The sequence below is a fragment of the Pseudomonas migulae genome, assembly GCF_024169315.1.
Taxonomy (GTDB): Bacteria; Pseudomonadota; Gammaproteobacteria; order Pseudomonadales; family Pseudomonadaceae; genus Aquipseudomonas; species Aquipseudomonas migulae_B.
The window spans coordinates 619185-637579 of the sequence record NZ_JALJWR010000001.1; the positions used below are offsets into that span (position 1 = coordinate 619185).

Below are 18395 nucleotides of genomic sequence, written 5' to 3' on the forward strand. Positions count from 1 at the left end.
GACTGATATACCGCTTTCGCGAGCAAGCCCGCTCCCACAGGGAATGTGATCTCATGTGGGAGCGAGGTTTAGACACTAAGAAGCAAAAACTCCCGCTCCCAGGAACTGATCACCCGCTTGAAGTTCTCGTGTTCCGCTCGCTTGACTGCCACGTAACCGCGGACAAACTTGTCGCCCAGGTAACGCCCGATGGTTTCGCATTCTTCCATCTGCGTCAGCGCGTCTTCGATGGTGATCGGCAGCCGCAGGTTGCGTCGCTCGTAGGCCCGGCCCTGCACCGCGGCGCTCGGCTCGATGCGTTCGACCATGCCGAGATAGCCGCACAACAGGCTGGCAGCGATGGCCAGATACGGGTTGGCATCTGCGCCCGGCAAGCGGTTTTCCACGCGCATCGCCTCGGGGCTGGAGGTCGGTACACGCAGGCCCACGGTGCGGTTTTCCTCACCCCATTCGACGTTCACCGGTGCGGAGGTGTCGGGCAGGAAGCGGCGGAACGAGTTCACGTTGGGCGCGAACATCGGCAGCACTTTGGGGATGTATTTCTGCAGGCCGCCAATGTAGTGCAGGAACAGCTCGCTCATTTGCCCGTCGGCATTGGCGAATATCGGCTTGCCGGTGGCGATGTCCACCACACTCTGGTGGATGTGCATGGCGCTGCCCGGCTCATCACCAATCGGCTTGGCCATGAACGTCGCCGCAACGTTGTGCTTGAGCGCTGCCTCGCGCATGGTGCGTTTGAACACGGTGATCTGGTCGGCCAGGTCCAGCGCGTCGCCGTGACGGAAGTTGATTTCCATCTGCGCCGGGCCGTCTTCGTGGATCAGCGTGTCGAGGTCCAGGCCCTGCAGTTCGCACCAGTCGTAGACGTCTTCAAACAGCGGGTCGAATTCGTTGGCAGCGTCGATGGAAAATGACTGGCGCCCACTTTCCGCCCGGCCCGAACGGCCCAGCGGCGCTTTGAGCGGCAGGTCCGGGTCTTCGCAGCGCTGGGTCAGGTAGAACTCCATTTCCGGCGCGACAATCGGCTTCCAGCCTTTGTCGGTGTACAGCTGCAGGACTTTCTTCAGCACGTTGCGTGGTGACAGTTCAATCGGGTTGCCGAACTTGTCGAAGGTGTCGTGGATCACGATCGCGGTAGGCTCGATGGCCCATGGAATCACGTAGACCGCATCGGAAACCGGCTTGCACACCATGTCGATGTCGGCCGGGTCGAGCAGGTCGTAGTAGATGTCGTCGTCGACAAAGTCCCCGGTTACCGTTTGCAAAAGCACACTTTCCGGCAGGCGCATGCCTCGCTCATGCAGGAACTTGTTGGTGGGTGCAATCTTGCCGCGTGCAATGCCGGTCAGGTCGCTGACGACGCACTCGACTTCGGTAATCTTGTGATCTTTCAGCCACGTGAGCAGCTGATCGAAAGGGACATTCATAAAGACCTCGTTATTGGTTTTATTAACGCCGGGGAGGGTGGTTTCATCCGCCACACACTTCCCCTGGGACGCGTTGACGACTATCTTGGGCGAGCCTTGACGTTCCATCTATCCACTTTCAGCAGCACCAAAACGCACCAAACGAGTGCGTAAGGTCACCCATGACAGCGTGCAATCCATTACAGGTCCAAGCGTTCAACACCGCCGATGTCGCCGAGCAGATCCGCGCCACACCGGGTTGGGTCCAGCATTACCAGCAGATGTCGCCGGGGCATTTCGCCGGGCGGGTGCGTTACCTCGACCTGCAGGGCGTAGAGATTTACGAGGAACACATGAACACCCGGGTCGAGCAGAATTTCAGCGCGCCCGAGGGTTCGCTGGCGTTCTGTTTCGATCGCAGCGACAACGCGCTGTACGTGTTGAATGAAGAAAGCCGCAACATCTGGATCACCCCGGAGAACTATCAGGAAATCGCCGTGGTGTTCGGGCCTGAATTCGTTCAGCGCCACGGCCTGAATGTCGCCAGGCTCGAAGGGCTGTTCATGGCGCCGCTGAATTCGCAGCAGAACGCACTGTTCAGTCGCTGGCTCAGCGGGACCTTGACCCGCTTGGCGCAGACCCTCGATCCGCCGAGCAAAGAGGCGTTGACCCAGCAGTTGCTGGAAGACTGTCTGTACATCCTCGACAACGCCTGTGTCTGCCTCGATCGCAGCGGTTTGCAGCGTCGCACCGAAGAGCGGGCGGTGATGAAACGCATCGGCGAATGGGCGGCCGATTCCCCGGAAGAAACCCTGAATCTGCTGGAGCTGTCCCAGGTCGCCGGGGTTTCATTGCGTCAGTTGCAGCACGCGTTCAAGGCCTATACCGGCATGACGCCGACCCACTGGTTGCGCCTGCGCCGCCTCAACAGCGCCCACCGCGAATTGCTCAGCCGCTCGCCCATGGAAACCACCGTGGCCGAAGTGGCGATGCAGTGGTCGTTCTGGCATTTGGGACGGTTTTCCAGCAGTTATCGCGCGCTGTTCAAAGAGCTGCCGAGTGAGACGCTAAGGCGGTAGCGGCTCCTGCAGTCCGAGGTAGCAGAAGAAACACGTCTGTGTTACTTGCGTGCACTTTTCCGAAGCACCAGGTCAAAACCTGGGGCATTTCAACTCGCATTTCTCCTCAAAAATAACTCAGTCAAAACCCGCACTCCTTCATTAAATCAATCAAATCAACCACCTGAAAACTGTTCGCGCTATCTGGCACGCAATGTGCTTTTTTGGCTTTATGGATAATTGGATACAAAAATACAAAAGGTGCTCGCGATGAAATTCGCCCCTGTCTACACAGAACGTCAGCCCATCACCGCCGAAGAGGAGGCCTACAACTTCCTGCTCGAAGCCATTTGCAAAGGGCGTTACCGCACCGGCGAGCGGCTGATTGCCGAGGACATCGCCGGTGAAATCGGCATGAGCCGGATGCCGGTGCGCGAAGCCTTTCGGCGTCTTGATGCGGATGGGCTGGTGACCTTACGGCCCAATCGCGGGGCTATCGTCCGCGGCTTGAACATCGACGAAATGCGCGAAGTCTTCGAAATGCGCAGCGCGCTCGAAGGCCTGGCGATCCGGGTGGCGGTGGAGAAACTGACAGAGCGTCATTTCAGTCACCTCGAGCGGTTGCTCGACGAGATGGATGACTACCGCGAAGACGGCGCCGAATGGGTCAGTCGCCATCGCGCCTTCCATGAATACCTGTGCAGCCTCAGCGAACGCCCGCGGCTGATGCGGCAGATCAGCGCGTTGTACTCGGTGATCGAGCCGCACATGCGTCTGTGGCTGCAACACGCCGACAAACCCCGCAGTGCCCGTGACGAACACGCCTCGATTATTGCCGCGCTGCGTTCCGGTGACCCGGACAAAGCGGCGCAAGTGGTGTGCGAACACATCGAAGGCACGATCCCGCGACTGATCCAGTTCCTCGAAGCTCACCAATAGCCCAAAACCCAAATCCTTCCTGTAGGTACACCAGCGCCTACACGGAACATTCGTTGCAGCACACCTGGAGTCTTGCCATGCACAAGCCTTGCGCGTTAGTTGCCGTATTGACCATGAGCCTATGTTCCCTGTCGGCGTTCGCCGCCCCCGAATTGCCGGAGCGATTGAGCAAGAGCGAAAAGATCGTCTATTGCTCCGGCATGGACTCGCCACCGCTGGTGTCGTTTGACCTGAAGCAAAAGCCCGTCGGGCTGCAGGTCGATATGGGGGAAGCGATTGCCAAGCGCCTGCGAGACAAGAAAGTCGAATGGCGGATCTCGCCTTTCGCCGGGCTGATCCCGGCACTGCTGGCGCAGCAATGCGACATGATCGTTGACCAGCTGTTCGACAAACCCGAGCGCCGCGAGGTGATCGACATCGTCAACTTCATGTATTCCAGCCAGTCCATCGTGGTGCCCAAGGGCAACCCGAAGTCGGTGAACACGCTGGAAGACCTGTCTGGCCTCAAAGTTGCGGTGAGCAACGGTTCGACCATCCGCATGCTGCTGGGCAAGGAAAACGAAAAGCTCGAAGCGGCCGGCAAGGCACCGATGAAACTGGTGGTCTACAACGTCGACGCCGATGCCTTCCAGGCGCTGCGTATCAACCAGGTAGACGCCTTCGGCACCACAGTGGAATCCGCCGGGCACTATCAGCAGCTCGCCCCGGATCTGTTCCAGTCCGCCGTGCCTGCATTCAACCGCATCCTCACTGGCTTTGGCGTGCGCAAAAGCGACCCGCAACTGACCGTCGCCCTGACCGAAGTCCTGCAAGGCATGCGCGCCGACGGCAGTTACGCCGCGCTCCTCGGTAAATGGCATGTCGAAGGCGACAAACTGGACTGAGGACGTACGCAATGAACTTCAATTGGGATGTGTTCTGGCAGTACCTGCTGCAGCCCAGCGACGTCTACCTGACGGGGTTGTGGCTGACCTGCCTCATCAGCGTGTCGGCCATGTTGCTCGGTTGTGTACTGGGGCTGATTGGCGCTTTGATGAAGCTGTCACGCAATCCGCTGTTGCAGTACCCGGTGCGCTTTTATGTGTGGCTGATGCGTGGCACACCATTGCTGGTGCAGATCGTTTTTCTGTACACGGCGCTGGCGGCCGGCGGGATCTTTCGCTTCGAAGACCTCGACCTCGGCTGGTTCATCGTGCCGGGCAATATCCAGGCGGCGATCATTGCCCTGGGCCTAAACGAAGGCGCCTACATGGCCGAAATCATCCGTGCCGGGATCGGCGCAGTGGACAAGGGTCAATACGAAGCCGGGCGTTCGCTGGGCATGACCTTTCCCAAACTGATGCGCCGCATCGTGCTGCCCCAGGCCTTCCGGGTGATCGTGCCGCCGCTGGGCAACGAGTTCAACGTGATGCTGAAAAACACCACGCTGGTCAGCGTCATCGGCGTGCAGGAACTGCTGCTCAGTACGCAAATGGTCACGTCCGCCACCTTCCGTGTGTTCGAGTTGTACCTGGTGGTCGCGATCTACTTCCTGGCCTTGACCACGCTCTGGGGCTTTTTCCAGCGCTGGCTCGAGACGCGGTTCGGCCAGTCTGACCGGCCGGCGCCCGCCGCCAGTCGCATGTTCGGGCGCAACACCATGAAACTGCTGAGGGGGCGTTGAAATGGCGCACATGAGTGAAGAACTGGTCATCGAAGCGCTGGATATTCACAAGTCCTTCGGCGACCTGGAGATTCTCAAGGGCATCTCGCTGCAAGTGCGACGGGGCGAAGTGGTGGTGCTGATCGGCGCGTCCGGTTCCGGCAAAACCACGTTCATCCGCTGCATCAATCTGCTGGAAGACATTCAGTCTGGGCAGATCCGCGTCAGTGGCCAGCCGATGGGCTATCGCACCAAGGCCAACGGCAAGCAGGTGAAGGATTCGGAACGCAACATCGCTCGCCAGCGCCGGGACATCGGCATGGTGTTCCAGCGCTTCAATCTGTTCCCGCACATGACCGCGCTGGAAAACATCATCGAAGCGCCGATCCAGGTGCTGGGCGTGTCGCGCGCGGCGGCAGTGGAGCAGGCGAGGGCGCTGCTCAAGCGCGTAGGGTTGGCGGAAAAAGCCGATCACTACCCGTCGATGTTGTCCGGCGGCCAGCAGCAACGGGTGGCCATCGCCCGTGCGCTGGCGATGAAACCCCAGGCAATGCTGTTCGACGAACCGACCAGCGCCCTTGATCCGGAGACAGTGGGCGAAGTGCTGCAAGTGATGAAGGAACTCGCGGAGGAGGGCATGACCATGGTGGTTGTCACCCACGAAATGGGGTTTGCCCGCGAAGTGGCTGACCGGGTGGTGGTGCTCGATCAAGGCGAGTTGATCGAACAGGGCCCACCCGAACAGATCTTCAGCCAGCCGAAGCACGCCCGTACCCGTGCCTTTCTCAGTCGGGTGCTGTGAGCCCGTACCCTTACTTTTTTGTGAGTTCTGCCATGTTCAAATTCTCTGCCCATGAGTATCCCTACGCCTCGCAGCGTCAAAGCGTTTTCGCCAAACGCGGCATGGTCGCCGCCTCACAACCGCTGGCCGCCGAAGCCGGCATTGAAATCATGCGTCGCGGTGGCAATGCCATTGACGCGGCGATTGCTACGGCCGCTGCGTTGACGGTGGTTGAGCCAACCGGTTGCGGTATCGGTGGCGATGCCTTCGCATTGGTCTGGACTCAGAACAAATTGCACGGTTTGAACGCCAACGGCGCTGCGCCACAAGGTCTGAGCATCGAGGCGGTGAAAGCCGCCGGGCATGAAAAAATGCCGCTGCATGGCTGGACGCCAGTGACCGTGCCGGGTTGCCCGTCGGCCTGGGCCGAGCTGTCCAAACGATTCGGACGCCTGCCATTTGCCGACCTGCTGCAACCGGCGATCAGCCTGGCGCGCGATGGTTTTCCGGTGTCCCCCGTGGTCGCCCTGCAATGGCAAGCGGCGCTGGATGACTTCACCCCGGATCGCGACGAAGTACTCGATAGCTGGTTCGAGACCTTTCTGATCGATGGACGCGCACCCCGCGCCGGGGAAATGTTCCGCAACCCGGCGCAAGCCCGGACGTTGTCGGAGTTGGCGGCCACCGAGTGCGAGAGTCTCTATCGCGGCCCGCTGGCGCAACGGCTGGATGCGCATTCCCGGGCCACGGGTGGTTATCTGCGTGCCAGTGACTTGCAGGATTACCGCGCGCAATGGGTCGACCCGATCAAGGTCAACTACAGGGGAGTAGATGTCTGGGAGATTCCACCCAGCGGCCAGGGCCTCGTAGCCTTGATGACCCTGAAAATCCTGGAAGGCTTCGACTTCGATCACCGCGACAGTCAACAGACCTGGCACCGGCAGCTCGAGGCGATGAAACTCGCTTACAGCGACGGCCTGCACTACATCACCGATCCGGAGCACATGCGGGTCGCGGTGGACGATCTGCTCAGCGATCACTATTGCGCGCACCGTCGCGGGCAAATCGGTGAGCAGGCCGTGGCGCCTCAGCCGGGCGATCCTCACGCCAGTGGCACGGTGTACCTGGCCACCGCCGATGCCGAGGGCAACATGGTCTCGTTCATCCAGAGTAACTATCACGGCTTCGGCTCCGGCGTAGTGTTGCCCGACAGCGGCATCGCCCTGCAAAACCGTGGTGAAGAGTTCAGCCTTGATCCCGCACATTCCAACTGCCTGGCACCCGGCAAGAAAACCTTCCACACCATCATCCCGGGCTTCCTGAGCAAGGACGGCGTAGCCATGGGGCCGTTCGGCGTGATGGGCGGCTACATGCAACCCCAGGGACATGTGCAGATGGTCATGAACCTCGTGGATTTCGGCCTCAACCCGCAAGCAGCGCTGGATGCACCTCGCTGGCAATGGCTGGGCGGCTTGAAAGTCGGCATCGAGCAAAGCGCTTCGCGGGATATGGCCGCAGCACTGGCACGGCGCGGACATGAGGTGCAGGTGGCGTGCGACCTGACCAGCTACGGGCGCGGGCAGATTATCCTGCGCGATCCCGAAACCGGCGTGTTATGTGGAGGCACCGAGCCGAGAACGGATGCGCATATCGCCGTTTATTGAGGGCCGTCAGTCATAAGTCGGGGGAGGGCGAGCGGGGGTGATCTACACTTTTGATGGCTGAGCATTGCACGGAGGTCATCATGAACAGCTTGTCTTCCCTTGGTCTGTGCGCCGCGCTGTCGATTGCCGCCACGCCGGCGTGGGCCGAAACGGTGGTCCCGATGCAGGGCCAGACGTCGCAACAAACCCAGCTGGATATCGACGCCTGCCACAACGTCGCCGCCAGCCAGACTTCAACGACGCCGCCGGCATCCGGTGGGCGCCTGAAAGGTGCGGCAGTCGGTGCCGCTGCCGGAGCCGCTGGGGCTCAGGTTCGCGGGCGTCAGCACGATGAGTTTTATGACCGTGTGGATGACGACGTGAAGCAGGATTATCGGCAGAACCGCGCGAAAGAGACGGCCGCCGCGGGTGCGGTGGTGGGTGCATCGCGTCAACGCCAGGAACGCCGGGCGCAGCAGAAAACCGCCGCGTCCACCAGTTCGACGGCCTATACCAGTTGCCTGCAAGGCAAGGGGTATCAGGTTAATCCCTGAACACGTTTTGGTGGTCGCTGATCCAGCAGATAAACCATCAGGCACGCATACAGTGTCACCAGAATAAACAGCCCCATGCGCACGGCGAAAGCCGTGTAGACGTCCTTGCCCGCGAGGCTGTCCTGCACCGACTGACCGAGCAGGATAATCATCGTGATCAGGGTGTTCAGCCAGAATCCCGGGCTCAAGCGGGTAGGGCTCAGAGCGTAGAGCTTGCGTGCCAGGATCAGACCGAACAGCAGCATCCACAGGAAAAACATCCACAGGTGCACAAACAGGCTGAGCGCACTCCAGAACATCACCGCCAGCACGCCGGCCAGCAGGGTCGAACCGACCAGTTCGCGACCGGCGTTGCGGGCAGTCGTGGAACTCTGCTGACCCAGGCCGACCGCCTTCAGGATGATCGGCAGGTAGCTCGCCGGATCGATCAGTGCCAGCAAAAACGCCGGCAGCACGATCAGGGTTGCACGCAGCGCAACCCGGCTGACTTCTTCCGCCGGTAATAGAGGGGGAGCGGGTGGCGACGGCGCGTTGGGCGGGTCGGGAAACAGCCAGTGACTCACCGTCACCATCATCACGGCGAGGAGCAATCCTTTGACCAACGCACCGATAACCATTGCCGCGAGGTCGAACTCCGCGACACCGGCCGAAGAAATCATGGTCAGGCCGATCACCAGGAAGGTGACGATCAGGTTGTTGCCGCCGCGCAATCCAAAGCGAAACACCAGGAACAGACAGACGCCGATCAGCAGCACGCCGCTGACCGGGTAATAACGCAGGAGCGGAATCAACAACAGGCCGACGCCGGTGGTCAGCATCGCAGCCACGGCCAGCACCAATCCCGCCTTGAGCGGTAGCGGGCGATTGACAGAGGCGAGGAGCAACAGCGCCAACACCGGCGCAATAAACGGAATCGGCAATGCCAGACCGAAACTGGCGGCGAGACACAACGCGGTGCCCATGGCCAGACGCAGTGCGCGCTGCTCCCGGGGCGTGCGCTTAGTAGGCATACGACAGCCAGCTCATCAGGCCGAGAAACAGACGGCCGAGCGGGTTCAACGGATTGCCTTGGGTCGGGAAAGCCATGACTTCAGCCTGGCCGCCGGCACGCATCGCACGGCTGTCGCGTAGCCGCGCTTTGGATTCCTCGGAGAACTCGATGATCACCGGAAATCGCTGGGCCGGACGCAACCAGTCGCGGCTGTTCTGCACACTGGGCAGCGTGCCGGGTGCCGGCGTCTGACCGACACTGACGCCGTAGCCGACACTGCGCACGCGCCCGTCGAACACTTCGCCCGGCAGCGCATCCAGAACGATCGCCACCGGTGTATCGAGCCTGACCAGACCGAGGTTGTTTTCGGTCATGTCGGCACTGATCCACACATCGTGGATGGCGATCAGGGTCATGACCGGACTGCCGACGGCGGCGAACTGCCCGGCATCGGTGCGCAAGTCGGTGATCAAGCCTGCCGAACGTGCGCGAATCTGCGTATTGGCCAGGTCCAGTTCGGCTTTCGACAACGCCGTGGCGGCGCTACGCAGCAGAGCGTTATCTTCGTCGCTGCCACCTTCCTGCTCACGCGCGCGCTGGACTTCGGCACGGGCGGCGGCGACCTGACTGACGGCTTGTTCGCGGTTGGCGCGAGACACTTCGAGCAGGCGCACGGAAATGGTTCCGGGGTCATCGCGATACAGCCCCTCAAGGCGCTGATTGTCCTGGCGCGCCTTGAGCTCATTGGCTTGTGCAGCGCGCAAATTGGCTTGTGCCGAGGCAATGCCGGCGGTGCTGGCGCCGATCTGTCGGCGTGTCGATTCGAGGTCTGCGCGGGCACGGTCGACGGCGATTTGAAACGGCTGGGGATCCACCTCGAACAGAACGTCGCCGGCCTTGACGTCCTGGTTGTTGCGCACGTTGACGCGAATGACCCGACCGGCCACTTCCGCAGCCACCGGAATGACAAAGGCACCCACCCGGGCCTGCTGGGTGTAAGGCGTGAACCGGTCAGCCGCCAGGTACCAGGCCAGGCTCAGGACGATGACCAGCAACACCCATTTGATGCCTTTTTTCGCGGGGTCCGCAGGCGGCTCGGGCGTTTTGGGGGAGGGCGGGGCGGCTTCACTCATGGTCGTTTACCTTTTTGGCTTGCGCAGCTGAGGGCTCATCCAGCAGATCGCCCCAGTCCGTGCGTTGCTCCATTTGCCGGCGCGTCGCCGCATCGATTTTCGGCAGCGCGCTATACCAGCCACCGCCCAGGGCTTTGTACAGGGCGATCACATTGCTCACGGCATTGCTGCGGCTGACCAGGTAATTGTCCTGTTGCTCGAGCAAGGCGCGTTGCGCATCCAGCACCCGCTGGAAGTCTGAGTAACCCTCACGATATTGCGCGCTGGCCAACACCAGCGAGCGTTTGGCGGCGACTTCGGCCTCACGCAGGATGCGTTCGCGTTCCAGGGATTTGACCAATCCACTGGCAGCGTCATCGGCCTCGCGCGCCGCCTGGCGAACCTTGTCGCGGTAAGCCTCGATCAACTGCTGCAACCGCGCATCCTGGATACGCACGTTGTTGCTGATCTGGCCATGGTCGAACAGGTTCCAGCGCAGGCTGGGGCCGCCGATGAAGTCGAGGCTTCTGGAGGTGCCGTTCAGCGTGTCGGCCGACCAGACGATGCTGCCGAGCAAGGTCAACGACGGGTAGAAATCGGTTTCGGCGACGCCGATCAGCGCCGATTGGGCCGCGACATTGAGTTCGGCCGCGCGCACGTCGGGCCGACGCAGCAGTAGATTGGCGGGCACATCCTGCAGCACGGCGCGGTCTACCAACGGGATCAAACCTTCATTCTCAAGCAACTGCGGCAGCGCGCCGGGTGGCTGGCCGATCAACACAGCCAGCGCATTGCGGGTACGCAGCACCTGGTCTTCGAAGTTGGGAATGGTGCTCAGGGTGCCCAGGTATTGAGTCTTGGCCTGTTGCAGGTCGAGTTCGGCTTGCTGGCCGCTGTTGAACAGCTTTTCGGTGATCTCGAAATTACGCTGTTGCTGTTTGGCGTTTTCCCTCGCAACGCGCAAACGCGCCTCGGTGGTACGCAACGAAAAGTAGGTGTCCGCCACTTGGGCACGCAGCAGGACGAGCACATCTTCATAGTTGGCTTGCGCGGCGAAGTAACCGGCATCGGCGGATTCGATGGCACGACTGAAGCGCCCCCAGAAATCCAGCTCCCAGCCAATGTCGAACGCTGCGCTGTGTTGCCAGAAATGGCTGTCCTGCGGATTGCTCCCACCGGACTGCCTGCGGTTGAAGTACAGACTGTCGACGCTGGCTTGCTGCAATTGCGGGTAGCGTCCGCTTTGAGCGATCCCCAGTTGGGCCCGGGCCTCCATCACGCGCAGACCGGCAATCCTCAGATCTGAATTGTGGGCATCCGCCTCGGCGATCAGACGATCGAGCACCGGATCGCCGAAGACTTGCCACCACTGCCGCAGATCAGGATGCAGGTCGCGCTGGCTGGATTGCTCAAGGGCAGGGGAGTTCCAGTGGTCAATCCATGCTTGCTTCGGTGACTGAAAATCCGGCCCCAGGCGCACGCAGCCACTCAAGCCGAGCACACCCAGCAGGAGCAGTTGGCTTGATCGCGTCAAATGCATGCATGTTTTCCAGTCCATTAAGTTCACAGGAGCATAGACGCCCTGATGATCAACTGACTGCTAAGCTTTTCAAGCGTCATCACATTCAATATGACCCGTCAAAAAGGAACGACAGCCATGAATGCACCGCACACCGCTGGATGGCGCTTCAAACTGGGCATCGCGATCATATGCCTGATGCTCGGCTCATGGCTGATGGTGCCCATCGTGGCGGCAGCGGGCATGTCGGGTTCGAGGATCGCGGCGCTGACAGGCGTTCTGTTTATCAGTAACAAGGTGCTGCTGATTATCGTCATCGCGGTCATGGGCAAGGCGGGGTTTCAGCAGCTCAAAAGCAGCTTGTTTGGCTACGTGTCTGCACTGGCACCGACAACCGACACCGAAGTTGGGCCGTGGCGCCATCGGATCGGCGTCGTGATGTTTTGTTTGCCGCTGTTCTCGGCTTTTCTCGAGCCTTATGTGGACAGTATCTGGCCGGGACTTCGGCCGAATATCTGGCAGCTGCAGTTGTTGGGCGACCTGATGTTGATCGGCAGCTTTTTTGTACTGGGGGGAAATTTCTGGGAAAAAGTGCGTGCGTTGTTCATTCGGACGGCGAGGGTCGTGAACACAAGCGCAGTGTGATTATTGATTAACTTAACTAAAGGGCTATTTAGTATAGCTATTTGCCATCATGATATCTGGAGCAACAATTGCGGCTAAACAGTGAAGCAATAGTGACGGCGCTTAACCTGGAACCACACGTCGAAGGTGGCTACTACCGCAGAACTTTTCAGGCTGACCAGCAACCTCTGGTCGAGACGCTCGGCGGTCCACGGTATGCGATGACGTCCATCTATTACCTGTTGACCACAGATTCACCGATCGGCCAGTTTCACTTTAACCAATCGGACATCATGCATTACTACCATCTGGGCGACGCCATTCAGTACAGCCTGATTTTTCCGGACGGCGAACTGAGAACTGTCGTGATGGGCAGCAACGTCATCGCTGGAGAATTGCTGCAGCTGCACGCACCGGGTGGCATCTGGAAAGCTTCGCAGCTTGTGAATGGCTCAGCGGGATTTGGTTTGATCAGTGAGGCCGTATCGCCAGGGTTTGATTTTGCAGATATGCAGATGGGTGACAGACAAAAGCTGTGCGAGGCGTTTCCTGAGCATTCGACATTGATTGAGCAGCTGAAGGGAGAAATCAGCTGCGCCAAATCCGCGTGCAACGGGGCTAACCTTGAAATACCTTGTTACGTGTAATGTATATTATGTTAAACGACAGGTCATGTCATAGATGTTCATGAGCTGTCTAAGCCGCTGATTCGACAAATCCGTTTCTGACGTCCACTCTCTCAACGGGCCATGTCCTTCGTGTTCATGGCGAGTCATTCAATGTGGTGGCTGCCGATGAAGCTGATTCAATGCCGTTTCTCTTCAGGTCAGCGTGTTCCGCTGCTCGTGAACGCTGGTAACGCGGAGCCGTTGCCCATACTCGTTCCGTTCATCTACGTCCAACTCAGACTCAGGCACCGGGCTTACAATACGGCGGCGGCACATCTGCGCGCGATCCAGGCTTTCTATATCTATGCTAAAAGCCGTGACCTCAATATTGATGACGCCATCTTGGCCTGCCAATTCGAATCGATTTTGGCTTTACTGGACGGTTACGCCATTTGGCTCCAAAGCGGCCGTCAAGCCGACAACCTGGTCGCCCGAATCGGCAAAGCTGAAACTGCACCTTTTCCGTATATCGATCCGCGTACTCGTGACCAGTACCTGCGTTTGCTGAAGCTATACCTGTCCTGGTGTGTCACCCGATACATCCCGCGCGCTCGTCAAAATTCAACCACCCTGGCTAACATCGAGGTTGTATTTGCAGATGTCGCCGACGTCATTGAGCGGCGCTTTGAGAGCCATATCACCAACGTTCGGCAGGACCGCGCTCGTTACCGCAGCCTGACGGATACGCAACTCCAGATCATTCGCACATTGATTCGCCCCGGCGCTACGGAGAATCCGTTCCCGGAAAGGCTGCAGCTGCGCAATTGGCTAATGATTGAATTACTACTGGAGACCGGTATGCGCCGAGGGGAGCTTCTCAAGCTCTACACCACCGATGTCAATGAGGGTTCTCAGCATGCCTATGTCAGCATCAATGACCGCGAACATGATCCCGGCGACCCGCGCGCTGAAGAGCCTGCGCTGAAAACACACGGACGGACAGTAGGTATCTCGGCGCAGTTGTATGAGGTCTACGAGCGTTATATCCAGGGCGAGCGACGCCCCCTGCGTAATGGCAAACCAATGAAATTGCTGTACCACTATTTGTTCATCTCTGACCGAGGTCGCCCGCTGTCGATCCGCGCGTTGTCTAACGTCCTTGATCGGCTGTTTCTGACCATTGAACTGGCTCATCCGGGGTTGTTGCCTACACTTTCCGCGCATGACTTTCGCCACACCTTTGCCGATCGGTTTTTGGCTTACCTTGTCGAGAAGCGTGGGTATGACCTCGAGCGGGCCACAGACGAACTCCGGCGAGTCTGCGGTTGGTCCGACACTTCGACGATGCCACGCCGTTATGCAAGTCGTTATCTAGCCGAGTCGGCTAACCTCCACAACGCCCAGCGTGCTTCGGCAGCCTGGAGCCGACTTGACAGTTAAGGAGGTTCGCCGTGACCAAATCAGCCGATCAAGAACACGCTTCACCCTCCTCCTCTTTTCCGACCTACGCGTTCGAGGGCCCGGCTCAGGTTGCGATTCGAACTCGCACCACTGACCAGCCACGATACGTCGATACCCGGCTGCCGGTGTGGACGTGGTACGACGGTGGACTCGCGATGAAAATCGATTGGGCTGCACTCCAATTGAATTCGGAGCTAATAGAAATAGGCAAAGGTTTTATGGCCTATGCACTTGAGAAATATGCTCCTCGAACCGCGGTAATGTTCGCAGATACCCTACGCTTTTTATCTAGTACAAATCTCGCGACCGGACTTCCTTGGGACACCCATCAGCTGGTCACTGCTCTCGAGGAACTCAAAAAAACGAGGGCAGTACTTATAGGATTTCGAAGGCTTTACCGATGGGCAATGGATAGAGGAATCAATGGCTTCGATCCAATCACCTACTTAAAAATCAAGGATGTGAAATCAGATCGAGTTGACCCGCATGCGCGAATTTTTCTCTCGCAGTCCGGATTAGACCTTGATGAAGAGGTTCGATTACTCAAGCGAATTGAGCGTGATATTCAAGTGCAAAACTGGAATGAATTCCAGCTAAACATAATGCTTAACTTATGTTTCGAGTTGGGCCCTCGCTCGATCCAACTTCACTCGCTCGACATTGAAGATTTTGAGTTCATTGAAAGCGCTGATTTTGAGAAGTACTACACCCTCTGGCTACCCATGGCCAAAAAGGTCGGTCAACGCAGACCTGAACGACGACCTCGTAAACTAACCACGAGACTGGGTGAAAAAATTTCAGAGCATATTTCTATAGTTCAACGACGCTTTGGCAGGGGCTGTAAACCATTATTTGTAAACCTCAAAGGAAGGCGCCTCTCGGTGTCCGAAATAATTGCGTGCCTTAAACAGGAGCTCCGTGAAGCAGGAATAGATAAACCAAACCAGGTAACGATGCTGCTGCGTCATCACCTCGGCCAAGGTCTGGCGGACCAAGGAACGCCAGCAGACATGATTGCCGAACTGCTCGGCCACAATAGCACTGTTGCTGCGCGTGCCTACGTAACGGCAACCCCCAACATTGCCCGGATCAAAGAGAAAGCACTGGGAAAGAGCCCGGCCTATCAACGCATCATGCGCAGCTTATTAACTGGCGAAATCGTCCAACGCCGCGATACTGTGCCGGAAAGGGCCATACGCGGCGTCATCGATACGCAGTACATAGGAGAGATTGGTGCCTGTGCACTGCCGGTTCACACGCACTGCCCCTACAATCCCGTCTTCGCCTGCTACACCTGCAAGAAATTTCACCCCTTTGCTGACGGTCGCCATGAGCAAGTGAAAGAGGCGTTGCAACGGGAAGCGCAACGGTTCATTGATATGGCAGAACAAGTCGGTGACCTCATTCACAACCGGCCCCTCGCCCAGCATCAGACGACCATCCTGGCGGTAAGCGCTACGATCGAGCGCTGCCGGCAGCACACGGAGGACGCCGCAGATGACGCCCTCTAAGGCAAGGCAAAGTCTCAAAAGCTTCATTAACCAGGAACAAGCGATATTTCATACATTGCCAATTACAACGTCGTGGGGGTCAACGCTATGGTCGGTCGAGCGCTGGTTGCCTCAACGCGTGAAGCAACAGTCCATAACCTTTGAAACTCACCGACAATCGCTTGAAAAGAATGGCTATTCTGTTCCTCCTAAAGCTGCCCTCCCGTTGGATTTTCAGGATTTTTGCAAGGCATTAATCGTATATCTGCAACGCACCCGGAGCCTGAAGTTTTCGATGGTCGCGGCCTACAATATTGCAATACGCCGGCTTTATAATCCGTTGTTTGAACGACGCGTATCCGACCCTACACAGTTGACGCGGGGGGATTTTGACCGCGTCGTAGGATTTCTTCGCGAAAGTGGCTACAAGAACCTTTACGACGCGATCTCTCATCTTCAGGTGATAGCGGATACGATCGATAAACTGCAATTAACCGAGACCGCCATCCACTTTGTACATGATGTAAAACCAGAAAGTAGCCGCAACGAGTACATCTCATTGCACGATCCTGATCGTGCGGTAAAACAGCGTAAATCAGATCGTAGATTGCCCTCTCGTGAGGCGATGGAAGCATATGCCCTATGTTCGAATAACCCGCTCAGCGACGGCGAAGAAATTTTGCTGCGCGTGATCGATTTATTGATTGCGACTGGACAACGAGGTAACGAAGTAGCAGTCATCCCCTATGATTGTTGGGTCGAGAGGCCGATCAAAGGGAGCACAGGAGAAGCCGTTGTAGATGCCAACGGTAAACCTCTGGTCGAATGCGGAATTAGGTACTTTGCGGAAAAGCAATTTCAATCCCGTGTTCATTGGCTCGCTGAAACTGACATTCCATTGGCGAGGCGCGCTGTTGAACGGTTAAAAGCCTTAACTATCGACCAACGCCAGATAGCGCTGTGGCAAGAAAAAATCCAGGTCGTATTTGGGAGCACTTGCCAAATACAATTTTGCCAGAAAATGAAGTCATGAAGTGGTTAGGCTTTCTCAACTTCAGAAACCTGGGACTTTACTTGGATCGCAACGGAGTGCATCCCGTGGGTTGGTCGGATGAAGGTGATGAAGAATATTGCTGTTATTCTGCCGGAGAGATTGAATCACTCATTGTGCCAAAACTCAGGAATCATGTGGCCTTAGCAGCAGCTGAAAGCCTTGGGCAAAAAGTGATACTTAGGACTAGCGAAACATTGGCCATTGCCTTCGACGGTCAATTTCGCTGCGGCGGCCGTGAGGCGAATGTTTTTCGCGCAGTTCCGCGCCGAGTTACTCTGGAGGATATCAATCGGGCGCTTGGTGCTGACCCAGCATATCCATCAATCTTCTCCCGCCGATCATTCGTTGAGCCCGATGGAAATCCGATTCGGTTAACCAGTCACCAACCTCGACATTGGCGAAACACTATCTACCATCTGACCGGTATGAGTGATGTTCAGCAAGCATTGGCCTTAGGGCGAAAACGCCTCGACCAGAATGTCTACTACCAACACACAAGCATTGAGGAAAACACTGCTGCGCATCACGAGTTCTTGGCGTTCAATAGCCATCACGAGCGCATCGATTTTCTGCATACAGGCATAAGAGATAAACGCATTCAGGGCGCGTTAACCGACAGTTACCATGCGTTGCTGTCAGATAAAGGCACGACAACTGCAGAAGCATTCCTCACCGTACACGCCACGGCGCTACACGTAACACCCTTCGGAGGTTGCATTCACGATTTCTCCCAAGCGCCCTGCCCTAAGCATCTTCAGTGCTGGAATGGCTGCTCGCATCTCCATCTGATGGGCACTCCATCGGAGCGGGCCAACCTTGAGAAACAAGCCGAGAATTTGACCACGGCAATCACCATCATGCGCGATGCCGGCGCCGGAGAGGCAGGTAGCGATGTATGGCTGATGGACCAGGAAGACAAGCTCAACAATTTAAAATCCGTCCTCGCACGCGATACCAATGTAGGTGTGCAACGCGTATTTCCGAAGGGGCATCCAATGACGATTGCGGACACGGACAAACGGCACAGCTCTGTTTCAGATGATTAGAGGTGACCATGGCTCATCGACAGACCTTGAGAGGCGGGACCTTGGATGAGGCGATCGACGCCCTCCTCGCCCAAATGATTAGCTTAGGACTAGAGAACGCGCCTATTTCACGCCCCGAAGTGCAGCGTCGATTGGGCCTGACTAGCCGAGCTACCTTAGTGGGGGACCGTGGGAGGCGAATCGAGTCCGCCCGTATCGTACAACTCAAGGAGAGTGGGAGAGATCCAGACGGTGCCCGCCGCCGAAGAAGCCTCGAAGAACGTATTGCTAATCTGCAGGCGGAGAATGCCGACTTGATAAAGCAGCGAGACCAGCTCTATGAAGCACTGTCGGCAATTGCGCACAACTGCCTGCTGAAAGGATTGGATGTCGAAAACATACTGACTCCATTGCGAAAGCGGTAAGTGGCAGAAAGGTTGCCAAAGCCGCCAACTGACGCAGCGGGCAGGCAAGATTGCCTAACCGCT

At 57.9% G+C, this 18395-nt stretch carries 17 protein-coding genes; 13 read left to right on the top strand and 4 right to left on the bottom strand.

Annotated features, from left to right (window positions below; all coding sequences use genetic code 11):
* Positions 1–68 precede the first annotated feature (68 nt).
* Positions 69–1427, bottom strand: a complete 1359-nt coding sequence (locus J2Y86_RS02795; protein ID WP_253427949.1) for a glutamine synthetase family protein — start codon at positions 1425–1427, stop codon at positions 69–71.
* 161 nt (positions 1428–1588) lie between these two features.
* On the opposite strand from J2Y86_RS02795, the gene J2Y86_RS02800 reads away from it, so the two are divergent.
* The 7 genes from J2Y86_RS02800 to J2Y86_RS02830 all read left to right on the top strand — a co-directional run bounded on the left by J2Y86_RS02800 (position 1589) and on the right by J2Y86_RS02830 (position 8023).
* A complete protein-coding gene (locus J2Y86_RS02800; RefSeq protein WP_253427951.1) occupies positions 1589–2485 on the top strand; it encodes a helix-turn-helix domain-containing protein in 897 nt (298 codons plus the stop codon).
* 249 nt (positions 2486–2734) lie between these two features.
* Positions 2735–3403 (top strand): GntR family transcriptional regulator, encoded by a 669-nt coding sequence (locus J2Y86_RS02805; protein ID WP_253427953.1) that lies wholly within the window; start codon positions 2735–2737, stop codon positions 3401–3403.
* Positions 3404–3480: 77 nt separating this feature from the next.
* The gene (locus tag J2Y86_RS02810; protein ID WP_253427955.1) at positions 3481–4287 is read left to right on the top strand and encodes an ABC transporter substrate-binding protein; all 807 of its coding nucleotides are present in this window, start codon (positions 3481–3483) and stop codon (positions 4285–4287) included.
* Between the two features lie 11 nt (positions 4288–4298).
* On the top strand, positions 4299–5066 hold the full coding sequence (locus J2Y86_RS02815; RefSeq protein ID WP_253427957.1) for an amino acid ABC transporter permease: 768 nt from the start codon (positions 4299–4301) through the stop codon (positions 5064–5066).
* A 1-nt stretch (position 5067) separates the two neighbouring features.
* The gene (locus J2Y86_RS02820; RefSeq protein WP_253427958.1) at positions 5068–5847 is read left to right on the top strand and encodes an amino acid ABC transporter ATP-binding protein; all 780 of its coding nucleotides are present in this window, start codon (positions 5068–5070) and stop codon (positions 5845–5847) included.
* Between the two features lie 32 nt (positions 5848–5879).
* Entirely contained in the window at positions 5880–7490 is a 1611-nt protein-coding gene (locus J2Y86_RS02825; protein WP_253427959.1) for a gamma-glutamyltransferase family protein, read from the top strand.
* An 80-nt stretch (positions 7491–7570) separates the two neighbouring features.
* Positions 7571–8023 carry a YMGG-like glycine zipper-containing protein gene (locus J2Y86_RS02830; protein WP_253427960.1) on the top strand — a complete coding sequence of 151 codons (453 nt, stop codon included), beginning with the start codon at positions 7571–7573 and terminating at the stop codon, positions 8021–8023.
* On the opposite strand, the gene J2Y86_RS02835 is transcribed toward J2Y86_RS02830, so the two are convergent.
* The 3 genes from J2Y86_RS02835 to J2Y86_RS02845 are packed head-to-tail and all read right to left on the bottom strand — an operon-like array spanning position 8008 to position 11666.
* A complete protein-coding gene (locus tag J2Y86_RS02835; protein WP_253427961.1) occupies positions 8008–9033 on the bottom strand; it encodes a DUF2955 domain-containing protein in 1026 nt (341 codons plus the stop codon). The genes J2Y86_RS02830 and J2Y86_RS02835 overlap by 16 nt on opposite strands.
* The gene (locus tag J2Y86_RS02840) at positions 9023–10147 is read right to left on the bottom strand and encodes an HlyD family secretion protein (RefSeq protein WP_253427962.1); all 1125 of its coding nucleotides are present in this window, start codon (positions 10145–10147) and stop codon (positions 9023–9025) included. The genes J2Y86_RS02835 and J2Y86_RS02840 overlap by 11 nt, the downstream gene beginning before the upstream one ends.
* The gene (locus tag J2Y86_RS02845) at positions 10140–11666 is read right to left on the bottom strand and encodes an efflux transporter outer membrane subunit (protein ID WP_253427963.1); all 1527 of its coding nucleotides are present in this window, start codon (positions 11664–11666) and stop codon (positions 10140–10142) included. The genes J2Y86_RS02840 and J2Y86_RS02845 overlap by 8 nt, the downstream gene beginning before the upstream one ends.
* A 117-nt stretch (positions 11667–11783) precedes the next feature.
* On the opposite strand from J2Y86_RS02845, the gene J2Y86_RS02850 reads away from it, so the two are divergent.
* The 6 genes from J2Y86_RS02850 (at position 11784) to J2Y86_RS02875 (ending at position 17928) form a co-directional block, all read left to right on the top strand.
* Positions 11784–12290 carry a transporter suffix domain-containing protein gene (locus J2Y86_RS02850; RefSeq protein ID WP_253427965.1) on the top strand — a complete coding sequence of 169 codons (507 nt, stop codon included), beginning with the start codon at positions 11784–11786 and terminating at the stop codon, positions 12288–12290.
* A 68-nt stretch (positions 12291–12358) separates the two neighbouring features.
* Positions 12359–12916 (top strand): cupin domain-containing protein, encoded by a 558-nt coding sequence (locus tag J2Y86_RS02855; protein ID WP_253427967.1) that lies wholly within the window; start codon positions 12359–12361, stop codon positions 12914–12916.
* Between the two features lie 147 nt (positions 12917–13063).
* Positions 13064–14317 carry a tyrosine-type recombinase/integrase gene (locus tag J2Y86_RS02860; protein WP_253427969.1) on the top strand — a complete coding sequence of 418 codons (1254 nt, stop codon included), beginning with the start codon at positions 13064–13066 and terminating at the stop codon, positions 14315–14317.
* An 11-nt stretch (positions 14318–14328) separates the two neighbouring features.
* On the top strand, positions 14329–15849 hold the full coding sequence (locus J2Y86_RS02865) for a tyrosine-type recombinase/integrase (RefSeq protein ID WP_253427971.1): 1521 nt from the start codon (positions 14329–14331) through the stop codon (positions 15847–15849).
* A complete protein-coding gene (locus J2Y86_RS02870; protein ID WP_253427973.1) occupies positions 15836–16861 on the top strand; it encodes a hypothetical protein in 1026 nt (341 codons plus the stop codon). The genes J2Y86_RS02865 and J2Y86_RS02870 overlap by 14 nt, the downstream gene beginning before the upstream one ends.
* A complete protein-coding gene (locus tag J2Y86_RS02875; protein WP_253427975.1) occupies positions 16858–17928 on the top strand; it encodes a hypothetical protein in 1071 nt (356 codons plus the stop codon). Before J2Y86_RS02870 ends, J2Y86_RS02875 begins: the two co-directional genes overlap by 4 nt.
* Positions 17929–18395: the final 467 nt, after the last annotated feature.

What these genes read in the sequence shown, in the direction of transcription:
- J2Y86_RS02795 (WP_253427949.1), bottom strand. Translation starts at nt 1,427, where the DNA reads ATGAATGTCCCTTTCGATCAGCTGCTCACGTGGCTGAAAGATCACAAG.
- J2Y86_RS02800 (WP_253427951.1), top strand. Translation starts at nt 1,589, where the DNA reads ATGACAGCGTGCAATCCATTACAGGTCCAAGCGTTCAACACCGCCGAT.
- J2Y86_RS02805 (WP_253427953.1), top strand. Translation starts at nt 2,735, where the DNA reads ATGAAATTCGCCCCTGTCTACACAGAACGTCAGCCCATCACCGCCGAA.
- J2Y86_RS02810 (WP_253427955.1), top strand. Translation starts at nt 3,481, where the DNA reads ATGCACAAGCCTTGCGCGTTAGTTGCCGTATTGACCATGAGCCTATGT.
- J2Y86_RS02815 (WP_253427957.1), top strand. Translation starts at nt 4,299, where the DNA reads ATGAACTTCAATTGGGATGTGTTCTGGCAGTACCTGCTGCAGCCCAGC.
- J2Y86_RS02820 (WP_253427958.1), top strand. Translation starts at nt 5,068, where the DNA reads ATGGCGCACATGAGTGAAGAACTGGTCATCGAAGCGCTGGATATTCAC.
- J2Y86_RS02825 (WP_253427959.1), top strand. Translation starts at nt 5,880, where the DNA reads ATGTTCAAATTCTCTGCCCATGAGTATCCCTACGCCTCGCAGCGTCAA.
- J2Y86_RS02830 (WP_253427960.1), top strand. Translation starts at nt 7,571, where the DNA reads ATGAACAGCTTGTCTTCCCTTGGTCTGTGCGCCGCGCTGTCGATTGCC.
- J2Y86_RS02835 (WP_253427961.1), bottom strand. Translation starts at nt 9,033, where the DNA reads ATGCCTACTAAGCGCACGCCCCGGGAGCAGCGCGCACTGCGTCTGGCC.
- J2Y86_RS02840 (WP_253427962.1), bottom strand. Translation starts at nt 10,147, where the DNA reads ATGAGTGAAGCCGCCCCGCCCTCCCCCAAAACGCCCGAGCCGCCTGCG.
- J2Y86_RS02845 (WP_253427963.1), bottom strand. Translation starts at nt 11,666, where the DNA reads ATGCATTTGACGCGATCAAGCCAACTGCTCCTGCTGGGTGTGCTCGGC.
- J2Y86_RS02850 (WP_253427965.1), top strand. Translation starts at nt 11,784, where the DNA reads ATGAATGCACCGCACACCGCTGGATGGCGCTTCAAACTGGGCATCGCG.
- J2Y86_RS02860 (WP_253427969.1), top strand. Translation starts at nt 13,064, where the DNA reads ATGAAGCTGATTCAATGCCGTTTCTCTTCAGGTCAGCGTGTTCCGCTG.
- J2Y86_RS02870 (WP_253427973.1), top strand. Translation starts at nt 15,836, where the DNA reads ATGACGCCCTCTAAGGCAAGGCAAAGTCTCAAAAGCTTCATTAACCAG.
- J2Y86_RS02875 (WP_253427975.1), top strand. Translation starts at nt 16,858, where the DNA reads ATGAAGTGGTTAGGCTTTCTCAACTTCAGAAACCTGGGACTTTACTTG.